Origin of the sequence: Microbacterium sp. PI-1, assembly GCF_004337555.1 — a bacterium.
Lineage (GTDB): Bacteria > Actinomycetota > Actinomycetes > Actinomycetales > Microbacteriaceae > Microbacterium > Microbacterium aurugineum.
Window position 1 is genome coordinate 1 of sequence record NZ_SJYZ01000021.1, and the last position, 15,018, is coordinate 15,018.

General features: G+C 64.4%; 16 protein-coding genes. 11 read left to right on the top strand and 5 right to left on the bottom strand.

Going from position 1 to position 15,018, the window contains the following annotated elements:
• Nucleotides 1–682 (top strand): HNH endonuclease family protein (locus tag E0W80_RS15035; protein ID WP_131493660.1); only part of this gene is annotated, 682 nt, incomplete at its 5' end.
• The gene (locus tag E0W80_RS15040) at nucleotides 679–981 is read left to right on the top strand and encodes a hypothetical protein (RefSeq protein WP_131493662.1); all 303 of its coding nucleotides are present in this window, start codon (nucleotides 679–681) and stop codon (nucleotides 979–981) included. The genes E0W80_RS15035 and E0W80_RS15040, both read left to right, overlap by 4 nt.
• Nucleotides 982–1,482: 501 nt before the next feature.
• On the opposite strand, the gene E0W80_RS15045 is transcribed toward E0W80_RS15040, so the two are convergent.
• A complete protein-coding gene (locus E0W80_RS15045; protein ID WP_240740548.1) occupies nucleotides 1,483–1,956 on the bottom strand; it encodes a helix-turn-helix domain-containing protein in 474 nt (157 codons plus the stop codon).
• Between the two features lie 87 nt (nucleotides 1,957–2,043).
• Here E0W80_RS15045 and E0W80_RS15050 point away from each other — a divergent pair, with 87 nt between their 5' ends.
• The 8 genes from E0W80_RS15050 to E0W80_RS15085 all read left to right on the top strand — a co-directional run bounded on the left by E0W80_RS15050 (nucleotide 2,044) and on the right by E0W80_RS15085 (nucleotide 9,007).
• Nucleotides 2,044–2,274 (top strand): hypothetical protein, encoded by a 231-nt coding sequence (locus tag E0W80_RS15050; RefSeq protein WP_131493665.1) that lies wholly within the window; start codon nucleotides 2,044–2,046, stop codon nucleotides 2,272–2,274.
• A gap of 97 nt (nucleotides 2,275–2,371) precedes the next feature.
• Nucleotides 2,372–3,991 carry a hypothetical protein gene (locus E0W80_RS15055; RefSeq protein ID WP_131493667.1) on the top strand — a complete coding sequence of 540 codons (1,620 nt, stop codon included), beginning with the start codon at nucleotides 2,372–2,374 and terminating at the stop codon, nucleotides 3,989–3,991.
• The gene (locus tag E0W80_RS15060; RefSeq protein ID WP_131493669.1) at nucleotides 3,991–4,818 is read left to right on the top strand and encodes a hypothetical protein; all 828 of its coding nucleotides are present in this window, start codon (nucleotides 3,991–3,993) and stop codon (nucleotides 4,816–4,818) included. Before E0W80_RS15055 ends, E0W80_RS15060 begins: the two co-directional genes overlap by 1 nt.
• Before the next feature lie 27 nt (nucleotides 4,819–4,845).
• On the top strand, nucleotides 4,846–5,181 hold the full coding sequence (locus E0W80_RS15065; protein WP_131493671.1) for a hypothetical protein: 336 nt from the start codon (nucleotides 4,846–4,848) through the stop codon (nucleotides 5,179–5,181).
• A gap of 511 nt (nucleotides 5,182–5,692) precedes the next feature.
• Nucleotides 5,693–6,694 (top strand): putative F420-0 ABC transporter substrate-binding protein, encoded by a 1,002-nt coding sequence (locus tag E0W80_RS15070; RefSeq protein ID WP_131493673.1) that lies wholly within the window; start codon nucleotides 5,693–5,695, stop codon nucleotides 6,692–6,694.
• 74 nt (nucleotides 6,695–6,768) lie between these two features.
• Nucleotides 6,769–7,758 (top strand): putative F420-0 ABC transporter permease subunit, encoded by a 990-nt coding sequence (locus tag E0W80_RS15075; RefSeq protein WP_240740553.1) that lies wholly within the window; start codon nucleotides 6,769–6,771, stop codon nucleotides 7,756–7,758.
• Nucleotides 7,759–7,844: 86 nt separating this feature from the next.
• Complete coding sequence (locus tag E0W80_RS15080) at nucleotides 7,845–8,615, top strand: ATP-binding cassette domain-containing protein (protein ID WP_240740549.1); 771 nt, start codon at nucleotides 7,845–7,847, stop codon at nucleotides 8,613–8,615.
• On the top strand, nucleotides 8,612–9,007 hold the full coding sequence (locus tag E0W80_RS15085; RefSeq protein ID WP_131493678.1) for a PPOX class F420-dependent oxidoreductase: 396 nt from the start codon (nucleotides 8,612–8,614) through the stop codon (nucleotides 9,005–9,007). The genes E0W80_RS15080 and E0W80_RS15085 overlap by 4 nt, the downstream gene beginning before the upstream one ends.
• 261 nt (nucleotides 9,008–9,268) lie before the next feature.
• Here the strand turns inward: E0W80_RS15085 and fgd are convergent, their stop codons facing one another.
• From fgd to E0W80_RS15105, 4 genes are all read right to left on the bottom strand, one after another.
• A complete protein-coding gene (gene fgd, locus E0W80_RS15090) occupies nucleotides 9,269–10,285 on the bottom strand; it encodes a glucose-6-phosphate dehydrogenase (coenzyme-F420) (protein WP_131493680.1) in 1,017 nt (338 codons plus the stop codon).
• Nucleotides 10,276–11,085: a coenzyme F420-0:L-glutamate ligase gene (cofE, locus tag E0W80_RS15095; protein ID WP_131493682.1), complete on the bottom strand. Its 810-nt coding sequence runs from the start codon at nucleotides 11,083–11,085 to the stop codon at nucleotides 10,276–10,278. Before cofE ends, fgd begins: the two co-directional genes overlap by 10 nt.
• Nucleotide 11,086: 1 nt before the next feature.
• Nucleotides 11,087–12,136, bottom strand: a complete 1,050-nt coding sequence (locus E0W80_RS15100; RefSeq protein WP_346559641.1) for a TIGR03557 family F420-dependent LLM class oxidoreductase — start codon at nucleotides 12,134–12,136, stop codon at nucleotides 11,087–11,089.
• Nucleotides 12,137–12,255: 119 nt separating this feature from the next.
• Nucleotides 12,256–13,275, bottom strand: a complete 1,020-nt coding sequence (locus E0W80_RS15105) for an MBL fold metallo-hydrolase (RefSeq protein ID WP_131493694.1) — start codon at nucleotides 13,273–13,275, stop codon at nucleotides 12,256–12,258.
• 99 nt (nucleotides 13,276–13,374) lie between these two features.
• Here E0W80_RS15105 and E0W80_RS15110 point away from each other — a divergent pair, with 99 nt between their 5' ends.
• Nucleotides 13,375–14,940, top strand: coding sequence for an ABC transporter substrate-binding protein (locus E0W80_RS15110; protein ID WP_165875483.1), 1,566 nt, complete (start codon nucleotides 13,375–13,377; stop codon nucleotides 14,938–14,940).
• Nucleotides 14,941–15,018: the final 78 nt, after the last annotated feature.

Sequence of the window (15,018 nt, forward strand, 5' to 3'; positions counted from 1 at the left end):
CTTCATCGCCCTCCCCGAACCCCAGGCCCCTCCCGCAGCCTCCACGCCCGCAGACGCCCCGGCATCACCACCCGCTGCCGTCGAGGGCAGCGCGTCGCCCTACTCCGACACCGCGGCGCTCGCGGCGGCACTCCCGCTCGCCGTCGACGAGTCCGAGATCCCCGCCTACAGCCGAGACACGTTCGGCCCCGCCTGGGCCGACATCGACGGGAACGGGTGCCGACAGCGAGATGACGTGCTCGCGCGAGACCTCATCGACGTCGAGCTGGCGAGGAACCGATGCACGGTCCTGCGCGGAGTACTCGAGGTCGACCCGTACACCGGCAAGCGCATCACCTTCCAGCACGACCGAGTCGCCGAACCCGGCAACCCCGGCAGCCAGGGCGTGCAGGGCGAGCACATCATCAGCCTCAAGGCAGCACACCTCGGAGGAGCGTGGGCCTGGAGCGATGAGCAGCGATTGCAGTTCGCCAACGACCTCGACAACGTCATCGCCGTCGACGGCATCGCCAATCAGTCCAAGCAGGACTCCGGCCCCGCCGACTGGCTCCCCTTGACCACCTACCGGTGCACCTACGTGACGAAGTACACCCAGATCGCCACCGAATGGGGGCTGGCCGTCAGCGTGGCCGATCGCGACGCCCTCGTGACCACCCTCAACGAATGCGCGGTGTCAGAATGACCAATCCCACCACCCTCACCATCACTGACGAGCAGCACGCGATCGCGCGAGCGTACGTCATCGCCAACATCGAAGAGCTGCTGTGCTGGAACGACCTCGCCGAGCTCCTGCAGGAGCCCTTCCTTCGCCCCGAGCACGACCAGCCCACAGAGCGCGAGGTTCACCAGCTCGCGAAGATCGAAGGCATCCCGCTGCAGCACACCCTCCGTCTCGACGACGCCGACCTGCAGTCTCTGAACCTGGCCACGCTCGCACCCGGCGACGGCACCGCACAGATCCTCGCTCTCCTCAGCCGGTAGCGGGCGTCTAGGGTGAGCCGAGAACTCACTGCACACCCCGAGGAGCACCATGCCTGTTTGGCACCCGCGATCGTTCGACAACCTGGAAATAGGGAACGAGGTCGAGTTCTTCGAGCTCGGGGAAGACCCGAATGAAGACCCGACGCTCATCCCACGCTTTCAAGGCCCCGATGAGGTCAAGTGCTCCCCACGAAAGCCAACGAAGAACGAGGGCGGGCCGGGCGGGAAAGTCGTCACCGTTGGCACTGAGCATTATCCGGTTCGCTCTGATCAGTACCAGGCATGGTTGCGACAGGGCCAATACGCGTGGGATGAGATTCAGCTGAGACGCAAGTAACCCGCTCTCTCGAGCCGGTTGTCGCCCGCGGTCACCGGTAGTCGGTCACACCTGTGTCGGGCAGCTTCCGCATGAAACCGAAGGGATTTGTCGGTTCGTGGGCGTGAGGGGCACCCCTTATGGATGTGACAGAGAACATCCGCACAGGTGCAATCCACGTGGGGCTAGCGTGCCGCCCGAGCCGCGTTGACGACGTCGTTCGCGTCGGAGACGTCGACAGCCAAGTGCTTGCTGATGAGCTCCAGCTCGGAGTCCTTCCAGCTGGTGCGACCTCGCATGCGCTGCCCGAACGTGACGACGTTCAGGCCGAGCATGTCGATCAGCTGCGCCTGAGTCGTGATCTCGGGGGCGCCGGCACCATCGGCGATGCTCTGACGGAGACGCTCAGCGAAGACGCTGGAATCGACGACGCCGGCCGGAAGCAGCCGCGGCCGGCGTCCACTCGTGGACGGGCCACGGTTCGATCGACGAGTCATGAACTCATCGATGGCCGCGGCCGAATACAGCGGAGAGCGTCCGCTGTACCGCTCAGGGTGGGGGAACAGGGCGTTCTGCGTGCGGAGCTTGTAGACGGCGCCGACGGAGATCCCCAGTCGCGCCGCCACCTGCACGCTGTCGAGGAGGTCGGGTTCGCTCATGTTCACGAATATAACCTCCAGCCGGACACGAGGCGACACGCGGTCAGGTGCAACGATCTAGGAACTCAGTTCCGTAACCTGGTTCCCATGAACCCCACCAGTGTCAACGAGATCCGCCAGGAGCTCCAGGCAGTCGCCGTGGAGCTCGCCAAGAAGGAAGAGCTGATCGATCGTCGTGACGAACTGATCGACGTGGCTCGATCGCAGACCCCGCCGATGACGCTACGGGAAGTCGCGCAGTTGCTCGGAATGACCGAGCGCGGCGTGACGAAGGCCCTCACCTCCTACCGTGAACGTCACCAGTCGTTGGCTTCCTGACCTCTCGGATGACACATGCGAGCGTGAAAAATGCTTGCAATTTTCAATATGTCTTGCCTAATATAACTTCTATGGTAGATCGAAAGGAGGCCCTCTTGTGAACGAGATCGACTACCGACCCAAGCCGTGGACTCCGAAGGAGATCCTCACCATCTGGGTCGACCAGGCCTCCGGCCGCGGGGTCACGCAGAGCGGGGCTCCCGTCCGCCCCGTCATCGGCGATCGCCGCAAGAATCCGAACCTCACGGACCTCCTCGACACCGCCGCGTCCTACGGGGCGCACCGCATCATGCTCACCGGCAAGCGCCCGGAGCCGCAGCCCGGCATCCGGCACTGGCTCTACGTGCAGACCCCCAGGTGGAAGCCCGGTTCCCACTGGATCAGCGACCCGCCCACGGGCCGGTTCGAGCACGAGAGCACGGGATTCAAGATCGAAGTCCGAACCGCCGAGGAATGGTTCGATGACTCCCCTCTGAGCCCCGCACAGGCCCGAGAGGCATGGGACACCGTCGCCACCATCATCCGCTCTGCAGACGAGCGCGCGCGCCTGTTCAACAGCCCCGCCGCCACCGGCACCAACCTATGGGCACTGTCGCTCCCGAGGACTATCAACCCAGTCCCCGTCGACCCGGATATCGCATCAGAGATCCACGCGACCAGCGGTCAGCACCACTACGACCACCTCGTCGCCGGCGCCAACTTCAGCCGCCACGAGGACTGCCTCCCCCTGATCGACCCCAAGCAGCAGAAAAAGATCAACGCCTTCGCCTACGTCGACGGCCGATTCATGTACGCCGGCGTCGGCCGCGAACTCGGAATCGGCCCCGCCCGCCGACTCAACCGCGCAGGCGCCTACGAGCTGCTCGAGAACGACCCCTACGCCCGCGCACGCTTCCACGTTCGCTTCACCGTCCCCGAGAACTGGAACCACGTCGGCCTGCTCGCCGTCAAGCATCAGAGCGTCGCCGAAGGCTGGTACTACCCGAACCGCCCCGGCGCCACAGCCGACACCTGGGCAGACGGCTCCGAGATCCACGTCGCCCGTTCCTACGGTTGGCTCATCGAACCTCTCGAAGCGATCGTCTTCACCAAGGCCCGCCCTCTGGATACATTCACCGACCGGATGACGCGCGCCCGCGCCAAGGTCGCCGAGAACCGCGACCTCCACCCCCTCATCCGCCAGGCAGTCATGGCAGCGCTCCGCTCGATCGTGCTGCACTCCATCGGCGCATTCGCCGCCGGCGGACGAGACGAGACCCGCGTCGCCGAGAACCTCTTCGACATCCCCGCAGAGTTCCAAAGCGCAGCCGTCCGACAAGGAAAGCTCTGGATCTTCAACGTCCCCTCCAACCCGAACTCCCGCACGTCGAGCTTCTACCACCCAGAACTCTCCGCACAGGTCTGGGGACGCGCCCGCGCCCGGGTACTTCACGGCCCCAGCGCCCTCGGCAACGGCACCTCCGGAGCCCTCCGCCTCGACCCCACCACCCTTATCGGCATCCAGGGTGACGCCGTCTTCACCACAGCCCTGCCCGCCTGGTCGCTCCCGGTCAACAGCGGTGGCGGCGACGACGGCAAAACCGGCCGCCTCCGTCTGCAGGGCTACACCCGCGGCACCTTCCAGACCCCCGAAACCCTCAAGCAGCGCGCGGCCCTCAAGGCTCGCGCTGAACGCGCCGGACTCTCCGAAGCGCTCGCCGACGGTGAGGTGGCGTGATGGCTGACGAGAAGCGCAGCGCACAAGACCTGGTGCGGCTCCTCCGCGGCCGCGGCATCACCATGACCGAGCTGGCCGGGGAACTGCACCGCTCACCCCGTATGGTGAGGAAGATCCTCAACGGCGAAACCTCCGGTGCCCTCTACCGGGAGACTCTCGAGGAGATCGCTAACACCGGACGTGCCACCAAAGTCCCCCCGCGACGACGTCTCAAGGACGGCTCACTCATGCGGATCCGCGGCAAGGCAGCGGACGGCGAAAAGACGATGATCACCCCGGAAGACCCAGGCGGGAAGTACACCACGGAACGCCAGGGAGGCCGAGCGCAGATCTCCACCGCCTTCATGTCTGAGGGTGGCCGGATCATCGAAGCCCGCATCCCGAAGGGCAAGACGGCGAAGGGCCGCACGACCGCGAACCAGCAGCTGGTGCAGCTGGTTCGCAACGCCGCGAAGGGTCAGGCCGGGAACAAGCAGAAACAGATCACCGCACGCGTGACGTTCGCCAACGGTCGACGCATGGAAGTGAACACCTACAACGCCTCCACGATGCTCAAGCGCATCAAGGAAGACGGCGGCGACACCCTCGGCTGGCTCGCACGAGAAGCCGGCAATCGATACGTGAACCTCGACACCAGCGACGTGCCGATCACCGGCGTCACCCTCAACGTCGTCACCGTCCCGAAGACCGAGGCGTACCAGCGTGAATCCGCAGCTGGTCGCATCCGACGCACCCGCACACTCACAGACGCCGAGAAGCAACGCGCCCAGCAGAAGGCACAGCTCACCGCCGCCAAACAGCGCCGCCGCCGACGAGCTGCCGAATGATGACCATCGCGAAAGGAGGGGATGTACATGGCTAGCACCGGAGCCGCAGGAGCAGACAAGCCCAAGCGCCGAGCACCCCTCAAGCCCGTCCCACGCCCCGCCGACAACGAGAACACTGATCCCGTTGACGCGGGGACCGACGAAACACCCCCATCGCCCCGTGTCGGCAAGAAGCGCGGCCCGTACAACGTCCAGCGCATCGAAAAGCACCCCGCAACGTTCCGGTTGCCCCCGGATGTCCTCGAGTACATCAATCAGGCGCGCGACGAAGCCGCGGCCCGCGGCGACCGACTCACCAAAGACGAAGCGATCACCATGGCAGTTCGCGCGTTCTGGGGCGGGAAGCGACAGCGGCGACGCTGACTGGGCTCAGAACTTGAAGATCTCCGCCTCGACCCGTTCGACGAGTCCTCGAGGAACTTCCGATCGATCGGGCTGACGGCCATCACCAGCGCATCATGACCAGAGCCCACGGCAGCGATTGCCTGCTCGTGATGGCGCGGATTCGTCCTGTGACGTGATGGCAGCCGATGGGAGGCCTTGGAACTCGTAGCGGCGTTGGCCATAGATGGCGCCCTCGATGCTGCGGACGGTCCAGGAAGTGGTATCGGAGGCAGTCTAGCGATTGCGCCGAGGAGGGGTGGCGATGTGGATCAGTCCTGTCCTCTTCGCGGCACCTTGGAAATGTCGCTTGCCCCGCGAATAATTCGAGCATGCGGTCGGTGCGGCGAAGACCCATCCGGAGGCGAAGACTTCCAACGTCGTGGACTCGACTATCTCGTTAGACTCTCCTTAATCCCCTGCCCGCATTGGCAGGGACAATCGGCCGTGAACTTGGCCGCTCGTCATCACCCCGACCAGCGCCAGGAGAATCATGCCCATACACCGCCCGCGACTTCTCGCCGCGACCGCCGTCCTTGTTGCGGCATCCGTCTTCGTGGGCTGCGCGTCCACCGCAGATGCCGCACCGGGCAACACTCCACAGCCGCCCGAGGGCGCATATCCGCTGACGGTCGACAACTGCGGCACGACCGTGACGTTCGAGGAGGCGCCGGATCGTGTTCTCGCGATCAAGTCGTCGTCGATCGAGATGATGCTCGCGCTGGGACTCGAGGACCGGATGATCGGCACGGCGTTTCCCGACGGCGAGTACGCCGAAGACTGGGCCGCTCGCGGTGCCGGCATCCCGTTGATCTCCGAAAAGGTGCCGGGCCAGGAGGCAACACTGGATCTCGAACCCGACCTCGTCTACGCCGGCTGGGAGTCCAACGTCACCGCCGACGGCGCCGGCGACCGCGCGACCCTGGGCTCGCTCGGGGTGAACACGTTCGTCTCGCCCGCCGCCTGTCAGGAACCTGGCTATCGACCTGACCCGCTGACCTTCGATGACGTCTTCGCCGAGATCGAACAGGTCGGCGCGATCTTCGACGTGTCGAGTGAAGCGACGGGTCTCGTCGCCGACCTTCAGGAGCAGCTCGACGCCGTCGTCCCCGACGATCGTGGCCTGAGCGCGCTCTGGTTCAGTTCCGGCAGTGACACCCCGTTCGTCGGTGCCGGTACCGGCGCACCGCAGATGATGATGGATGCTGCGGGCCTGACCAACGTCGCCGCAGACGTGGACGACACCTGGTCGAGCCTCAGTTGGGAGGCAGTCGTCGACGCGAATCCCGATGTCATCGTCCTCGCCGACTCGACGTGGGGTTCGACGGAGAAGAAGATCAACGTGCTCGAGTCGAATCCGGCGACAGCGCAGCTCCCTGCGGTCCTAAACCATCGGTACCTCGTCGTTCCCTTCCCGGCGGGTGAGGCCGGAGTACGCAATGTCGAAGCGGTCCGGTCGCTTGTCACTCAGCTGGGGGACATCGATCTGCCGTGACCGCGCTCGCTTCGGACTCTCCCCGGACCGCGTCGACCACTGATCGACGTGAACGCTCGGCGGCGCGCACCGGCATCTGGGCGATCGCGCTTCTCGTCGTGCTCGGGCTTTCCGTCGTGTCCAGCGTCACACTCGGACCGGCGGCGATCACACCGAGCGAGGCGTGGGGCAGCATCCTCGCCCACCTCGGGATCGGGGAGTCGACGCTGACCCCGTTGCGCGACGGCATCGTCTGGCAGTTGCGGATACCGCGGGTGCTCGCAGCTGCGGCCATCGGCGCAGGACTCGCGGTGTGCGGTGCCATCATGCAGGCTACGCTGCGAAACCCGCTCGCCGATCCATACCTGCTCGGGCTCTCGTCAGGCGCATCCTTCGGCGCTGTCCTGGTCATCGTCCTCGGCTTCACGGTCGCCATTCCGGTTGCCGCGTTCGGCGGCGCGCTGGGTGCACTCGCCCTCACACTTCTGCTCGCCGGTGCCACCTCCCGCAGGACCACGTCACGGACGATCCTGGCGGGCGTCGCCGTCTCGGCCGCGCTCGGTGCCCTCACGAGCCTGGTGATCTTCTGGAGTGCGACGGGTGACAGCTACCGCGAGATCCTGAGCTGGCTGCTCGGGTCTCTTGCCGGCTCCACCTGGGCGACCACCCTCCTCGCGCTTGCCGCGATCGTGCTGGTGGGGGTTCCCCTGATGTTCAGCGCAGGCACCCTCGACGCCTTCGCGTTCGGGGATCGGGCAGCGGCATCTCTTGGCGTGGCCGTCGAGCGGACGCGCTGGATGCTCCTCGCGGCGACTGCCCTGCTGACGGGGTGCCTCGTGGCGGTGAGCGGGTCGATCGGGTTCATCGGTCTCGTCGTTCCGCACGCTGTGCGACTGAGCGTGGGGGCACGGCATCGCGTGCTGCTGCCGGTGTCGGCGCTTTCCGGTGCGATCGTGCTCATTTGGGCCGACACACTCGCCCGCACGCTGTTCGATCCGCGGGAGCTGCCCGTCGGCGTCGTCACGGCTATCATCGGGGCGCCGCTGTTCGGGCTTCTGCTCCTGCGTTCACGGAGAGTCTTATGATGTCTCAACCGCCACTCCCCACCGCCTCACATCGCACCGCCCCGCCGCTTCGGACGGACCGCGTTTCTTTCGGCAGGAGCGGGCGGATGCTGATCGACGAGGTCGACTGCACGGTCGACGCCGGCTCGCTCACGGCGCTCGTCGGGCCCAACGGCGCGGGCAAGTCGACGCTTCTCCACTTGATCGCCGCCGCCGAAGCTCCGACAGCGGGAGTGGTGGAACTCGGAGGGACCGATGCCCGCACGATGCGTCGGCGTGTCAGGGCGCGTTTCTCCGCCCTCGTCGAGCAGCAGGCGGAGACCGAGCTCGATCTGAGCGTGCTCGATGTCGTGCTGCTGGGGCGCACTCCTCATCTGTCGATGCTCGGCGGGCCGGGCGCTGCTGACACCGACATCGCTCAAGCCGCGATGCGCCGCGCAGGCGCCGATGCGCTCTCGGGTCGACGGTTCCAGGAACTGTCCGGCGGGGAGCGCCAGCGCGTGCTGCTGGCGCGAGCGCTCGCGCAAGAACCGGTGCTGCTGCTCATGGATGAGCCGACCAACCACCTGGACATCCACGCGCAACTGCACACGCTGTCGCTCATGCGCTCGGTCGCCGATGAGGGGATCGCGATCCTTGCGGCGCTTCACGACCTGACGCTGGCCGCCCGCTTCGCCGACCAGGTCATCGTCGTGGAGGGGGGCCGGGTGGTGGCATCCGGGACGCCGGTCGAGACTCTCACGCCAGAGCTGATCCAACTCGTGTACGGCGTGCGTGCCGACGTCATCCCGCATCCGGTCGACGGTACGCCGCTGATCGCGTTCTCGGAGCTGGAGACGCCGACCGCACTGCGCACGTCAATACACTCGGGAGCATGAGCTCCGTTGAAATTCCCGACCATCTGATCCAGCTGCTCGAGCGCCCGGTGTACGGCGTCCTCGGCACCGTCGGACGCGGTGACACCGCGCAGACCAGCCCGATGTGGTTCGAGTTCGATGGTGACTGCATCCGGTTCACGCACACGACGAAGCGCGCGAAGTATCGCAACCTGCAGCGCAACCCGTCGATGAGCTTCAGCGTGTATGACCCCGAAAATCCGTACCGCTACATCGAGGTGCGCGGACGGCTCGTCGAGGCCACTCCCGACCCGACCGGCGCGTTCTACCAGCAGCTCTCACGCCGTTACGGCACGGAGAATCCGCCTGCACCGGCAGATGCCGCCGGCCGCGTCATCCTGGTGATGTCGATCGAGAAGACCACCGGGCGGTAAGAGGTTGCGGGTTCAACGGAGCGCCGGAATGACCTCACGCTCGAACAGTTCGATGCACGATCAGTCGTACGCCGCTTTCGGGAAGTAATGGATCGCGAACTTGTGAGTATCTTCATGGGTTGCCCGCTAGGCTGCCCGGCGGCAACCGTGAGGACACAGTCGGATGCAGAGCTGGGCCACGGTTGCGTTCAGATTTTGCCACTCATGAACGTCCGATCCCGACGCTCGAACGGAGATCATGCTGAGTGATTAGCCGCCGTTCTACAGTGTCCGCAGCCGCGGTGCGAGATCCAGTTCGAACAGGGTCATGAATCGCTCCTGATCTTGTCCCGGCGCGTGGAAGATGAGGTGGTTGAAGCCCCAATCGACGTAGTCCTTGACCTGTGCGACGACCAGTTCGGGATCAGTGCCGACGATCCATCGCTTCGCGACCTGCTCGATCGGGAGGGCATCGGCGGCCTTCTCTATCTCGATCGGGTCGGTGATGTCGTGCTTCTGCTCTTTCGAGAGCGACAGCGGCGCCCAGAACCGAGTGTTCTCCAATGCCGCCTGCTCGGTCTCCTCGTAAGAGATCTTGATCTCAATCGCCCGGTCAAGCTGCGCGAACTCGCGTCCTGACGCGGTCAGCCCCTCCCTCACCGCCGGGATCAGGCTGTCGGTGTAGAGCTCCTGACCCTTGCCGGATGTGCAGATGAAGCCGTCACCGGCGCGTCCGGCGTACTTGGCCACGGTCGGCCCCCCGGCCGCGATGTAGATCGGGATGCCTCCGTCAGGTACGTCGTAGATGGATGCCTCGTGGGTCGAGTAGTAGTCACCTTCGAAGCTCACACGCTCACCGGTCCAGAGCGCCCGCATGAGCCGCACAGACTCCCGCAGGCGTGCGAACCGCTCTCGGAACTCCGGCCATTCCTGCTTTCCTGCGCCCTGGAAGCCCGTGGCGACCTCGTTGAGAGCCTCGCCGGTGCCAATGCCGAGAAAAATGCGGTCGGGATTCAGCATCCCGAGTGTCGCGAACGCCTGCGCGATCACGGCGGGGTTGTACCGGAATGTCGGCGTCATGACGCTGGTGCCGATCCTGATGTGTTCCGTACGTTCGCCCACGGCCGCCGCCCATGCGACGGAGAACGGCGCGTGCCCGCCGGTGTATCGCCATGGTTGGAAGTGATCACTGACCGCAACGGACTCGAACCCGTGCCGCTCGGCCGCGGCTGCGATCTCGACGAGCTCTCGTGGAGCAAACTGTTCGGCGGATGCCTTGTACCCCAGTGTCAGTACCATCGGTGGCCCTCCTGGCTCTTCACGGCGAGCGCCGCCGCATACCCTTCTTCGTATCCGGCTCGATGCGCCTCTTCGGTACCGACCCGGAACATATCTTTCTCTGCAGAGCGCACGATCGACGCGGCGCCGGGTAGGTCCAGATCACCGACGAATCGGCCCATTCCTCGCACGACGGCTACCGGACATCCGCTCACCTTGCCCTTGACCAGATCGGTCGCGGCGGCGAGTTCGTCACCGATGCAGGGCCGCGTCACCACCAGAGGTCTTCCCGTGTTGTCGACGCTGCCATGCAGACGGTCGAAAACACGGACGCCGGCGGCACCGATCGCAACGTCCGTCTGACCATCTCGCCACGGCCGACCCAACGTGTCGCTGATGACGACGCCTACTTCCGCGCCAGTCCTCGCTCGGAGGTCGCCTGCGAGGTTATGGGCTGAAGCGTCCGGATTCTTCGGTAGCAGCAACACTGTTCCCGGAGCGGTGTTAGATGCGTCGACACCAGCGGCGGCGCCGACGATGCCGAGTCTGTTCTGGACGATTCGAGTGGTGCTACCGTCACCGTGCGCGCGTGTGGCGACGACGCGGACAGTCTCTGATGTGATGGCCGCTTCTCGATCAGCTGCCCTTATGGTCCTTCCTTCGGCCTTCGAAACGATCTTCGAAGTAACCACGAGTATGTCGCCGTCTTCGAGAGGTATGGCGGACTTGTCGACCGCGATGAGGATGAGGCCCGTAAGGTCGTCGCCGCAGTCGATCTCGGGGATCCCGCCAAGCGCCCAGATGCTCAGATGATTACCCATGTCACCTCACCAGCTTTGGTAGGATATCGCGCCCGGCGAGCTCAAGCCATTCGGCCTGATTGCGCCCGACGTTGTGCACATGCACAGCGTCGAACCCGAGATCTAAGAACGACTGCAGGTGAGCTCGATGTACATCGGGGTCTGCGGAAACAGGGATACGCGCACGTATGTCGTCAGCAGTGACTGAGCGCGTCAGCTGCTCGACGTCGAATGGTGAACGGATGTCACCGCGCGGGAAGCGTAATCCGATCATGGGCCACTCGCGGAGCACATTCGCAATGGCCTCTTCATCGGTCGGAGCCCAGGAGAGTTGTACGTGTACGGCCGTCTGCGTCATACCGTCGCGGCGTGACTCACGAAAACCGTCCTCGAACGCGGTCAGTAGGGCGGTCAGACGATCAGCCGGGCCGGCCTGCATCATGACGCCGTCGACGCTGCGTCCGGCGCGCCGAGCAGTCATAGGTCCACCCGCCCATACTTGGATCGGCGGCGGCGTATCGGGCATGGTCCACAGTCTGGATGACTCCATCCGGAAGTGTGGGCCCGCGTGTCGCGTATCTGTCCCTTTGACAGACGCGGAGAAGAGTTTACGGATGAGTTCAGCAGCCTCGAATAGCCGTATGGCGCGCTCTGCTGCCTCAGGCCAATATGGTGCTGCGACATGTTCATCGATTGCGTCGCCCGCCGACAGCATGAGCCGATGCCGCCCCGGGTAGAGGGCGGCAAGAGTGGCGGATGCCTGCCCAACCACAACCGGGTGCATGCGATAGCCGGGTACTGGCGACGCTGTCAGTATCCCGTCGGTCTGCTGACCGATAGCACCCAATACCGCCCATAAGAAGGACGCATGCCCCTGGTTCGGCAGCCATGGTTGGAAGCGGTCAGCGACCGCTGTACCTGCGAATCCTGCGCGAGATGCGTCCGCAGCATGTGTCACCGCGTCAGCGGGCTCCAATTGCTCGAGCGCAGCCACGTAATGTAACTCCGGGCGGGTCATGGTCTCACTCTGGCAGACCAGGTGCTCGGCGGTCGTTGCAATTACAGACGCCATCCATCGCTCGCCTCCGATGGCCAACAGGCCAACCAATTGACATGGCACTCCTTCCCGCGAACGTGGTGATTGCGCGAGTTGATATGCGGCACCTTTCAGATGTCGAATCGCAACCAGAGTCACGCTGGTGGTGTCGTACGCGTGTGGAGCTCCAACATGTCGCGTGCAAGCGTCCACATGCCGCGCACCTGACGGAGTTCGCCGGATCGCATCGCGTTGAGATGCATCGATACCTGTGTGAGTGCTGAAAATCGTCGGTGCGGGCTGAGAAAGTCCCATCCACCGCTCCATTTCAGCATCGCTGCGATGGACCACACGCTGCGTGCTCCGGTGCGGCGCGCCGCATCGATCGCTGTGGTGCGGGCCGAATGGTGACTTGCAAGTTGCCGCGCCCGCTCGGCGACGTCTGAGAGGAAGTCCTCGTGTCCTGGTAGGCCCGTTCCCCCGATCTCCTCGACGCGATCGAGACTGAACAAGTAATCCACGAGCGGATTGCGCCCGTACTCTCCCCCTAGGCCAAGGCCCGAGTTTGTGCGCGAGAGAATATGATCGCCCGTAAGGATGACGCCGCTGGCCAGGTCTCGAAGGCAGATATGACCGGGTGTGTGACCAGGAGTCCAGAGCACCTCGATTCGTCGCCCCTCGATCGGCAGCAGTGCGCCGTCCTCTAAGGTTACATCCGGCACCACAGTGCGGGTGGGGAGACGGTTCGACAACACTTTAGCCAGAGCAGTTGCGAGCTTCGGCGGCGCCTCCCACTCATCAAACCGCCGTGCGAGCTCGTCCGAATCCCACCGGGTCAGCGCCGACCCGCTCAGTGAAGCTGCTTCGTCGGTGTGCATGAGGAGCGCAGCGCCAGTCCGCGCGCGCAACTCGTCCGCGAGGCCGATGTGGTCGAGATGGCCGTGCGTCATTGTCACCGATCTCAGCTGATCGATTCCGCGTCCCGTCCGCCCGAGCTCATTGATGAGGTATCGAAGATTCTCACCAGAACTCCATCCAGGATCGACAAGGTGGATCCCGAGATCTGCATCATCGAACGCGTAGCACCACGTATACGGCACTCCCTGTTCCGGGCAGGGAACTGCGATGGCGCGGATCCTCGGTGCGGCGACAACGGTAGAGGGATGTGCGGGCATCTACGCCCTCCTCAATCTTGACATCTCATACTCTTATGAGAGTAATATTATTTTGACGCGCGAATGTCCCCGCCACACCAAGATTCAGGGAGTTCGAAGATGAACACAGCAGAATCCCGCAGAAAGCGCCGATTGGTCGTGTCGGCAGCGGCCATACTGGTCGCAGCCACGTTGACGGCCTGCTCTGGTACGGGCTCGGATGACAGTGGGGCCGATATAGCCCTTGACCCGAACGGTGAACTCACCTTCGGCTACTTTGAGCCAGCCACGAGTCTCGACCCACAGGAAGGCACATCCTCACAGGACCTGCCCTGGTTGCTTCCCGTATACGAGAGCCTCTTCAGCTACTCAGCAGACGGCGACGTCGCACCCGGACTAGCTGAGACGTGGGAGTTGAGCGACACTACCCTCACGATGACCCTTCACGAAGGACTCACATTCCACGACGGCACGATACTCGACGCCGCAGCTGTGGTCTCCAATATCGAACGCGGTAAGAACCTCCCGACCTCGTCCATCGTCGCGGACCTCGCCACTATCGCAACGGTGGAAGCTCAGGATGATCTCACTGTTGTGTTCACCCTGACGGAGCCCGACGCCGCGCTGCCGGCGAAACTAGCCGACCGCGCCGGCATGATGGTCTCGCCAAGCGCCTTCGAGGATGGCACAAATTTGGCTATCTCACCGGACGGCGCGGGCCCCTGGAAGCTTGTCGAGTATTCGCCGGGCGACCGCCTCGTTGTCGAACGATTCGACGGCTACTGGAATCCCGATGCCGTGGAGCTCCAACAGCTCACCATCCGCCTGATCGACGACGACGACACGCGACTCAACGCAGTTCGCGCGGGCGAAGTGGATGTCGCGCAGATCTCGGCCGCGCAGGTGCAACTCGCCTCGGCGGACCAGACCCTTGAGGTCAGGACCGACCCCGCGCTCGCGATCGATCACATCGGGCTGAACATCGCGATGCCCCCGTTCGATGACCCTCTCGTACGGGAAGCGATCAACTATGCGATCGACCGAGAAGCCCTCCTGGAGGGCCTCTACCGAGGCACCGGCACCATCGCTTGGCAGCCGTTCCCGCCGGACTACTTTGCTAGCAACCCCGATCTTGAAGAGATGTATCCCTACAATCCGGAAAAGGCAAAGGAGCTCCTCGACGAAGCGGGCTATCCCGACGGCTTCACGTTCGACTTCAAGACGAACAATCAGCCTTTCCGAGTCCAAGCGACCGAGGCGATCGCGGCCATGCTCGCCGACATCGGGATCGACAGCAACATCATTCCGCTTGAGGGTCCGGCGCTACTCGACGAGTTCTACTACCAGCAGGCCGTTTCTGCCTACTTCACCCCGTGGGGTGGTCGCGCCGACCCATCTCAGACGCTTGACAACCTATTCGGCCCCGACGGTCTAAACAATCCGGCCAAGATCACCGACTCCGACCTGGAGACCCTTCTGACCGAGGCCAGGGAGTCCGGAGACCGGGACCAGCGTACGACGCTGTTCCAGGAGGCATCGGCGAACATCATGGAGAATTCGCGGATGATCCCGTTGATGTTCCCGGGGGTTACGACAGCAGTCCGCGACAACGTGGTTGGTTTTTCAACCGGCGTGACGGGCAAGGCAAACTTCCTGAACGTCGGCGTCACGGCAGCAGCAGGCTAGGGACACGATGCATCCGCTAGTAGAACGCGACCACGAAAGGGGACCGGTCGCGGTCGCACGTAGCCGGCCCCGGCAGCG

Coding starts and splice junctions, on each gene's coding strand:
- E0W80_RS15040 (WP_131493662.1), top strand. CDS start 679: ATGACCAATCCCACCACCCTCACCATCACTGACGAGCAGCACGCGATC.
- E0W80_RS15045 (WP_240740548.1), bottom strand. CDS start 1,956: ATGAGCGAACCCGACCTCCTCGACAGCGTGCAGGTGGCGGCGCGACTG.
- E0W80_RS15050 (WP_131493665.1), top strand. CDS start 2,044: ATGAACCCCACCAGTGTCAACGAGATCCGCCAGGAGCTCCAGGCAGTC.
- E0W80_RS15060 (WP_131493669.1), top strand. CDS start 3,991: ATGGCTGACGAGAAGCGCAGCGCACAAGACCTGGTGCGGCTCCTCCGC.
- E0W80_RS15065 (WP_131493671.1), top strand. CDS start 4,846: ATGGCTAGCACCGGAGCCGCAGGAGCAGACAAGCCCAAGCGCCGAGCA.
- E0W80_RS15070 (WP_131493673.1), top strand. CDS start 5,693: ATGCCCATACACCGCCCGCGACTTCTCGCCGCGACCGCCGTCCTTGTT.
- E0W80_RS15080 (WP_240740549.1), top strand. CDS start 7,845: ATGCTGATCGACGAGGTCGACTGCACGGTCGACGCCGGCTCGCTCACG.
- E0W80_RS15085 (WP_131493678.1), top strand. CDS start 8,612: ATGAGCTCCGTTGAAATTCCCGACCATCTGATCCAGCTGCTCGAGCGC.
- fgd (WP_131493680.1), bottom strand. CDS start 10,285: ATGGTACTGACACTGGGGTACAAGGCATCCGCCGAACAGTTTGCTCCA.
- cofE (WP_131493682.1), bottom strand. CDS start 11,085: ATGGGTAATCATCTGAGCATCTGGGCGCTTGGCGGGATCCCCGAGATC.
- E0W80_RS15100 (WP_346559641.1), bottom strand. CDS start 12,136: ATGGCGTCTGTAATTGCAACGACCGCCGAGCACCTGGTCTGCCAGAGT.
- E0W80_RS15105 (WP_131493694.1), bottom strand. CDS start 13,275: ATGCCCGCACATCCCTCTACCGTTGTCGCCGCACCGAGGATCCGCGCC.
- E0W80_RS15110 (WP_165875483.1), top strand. CDS start 13,375: ATGAACACAGCAGAATCCCGCAGAAAGCGCCGATTGGTCGTGTCGGCA.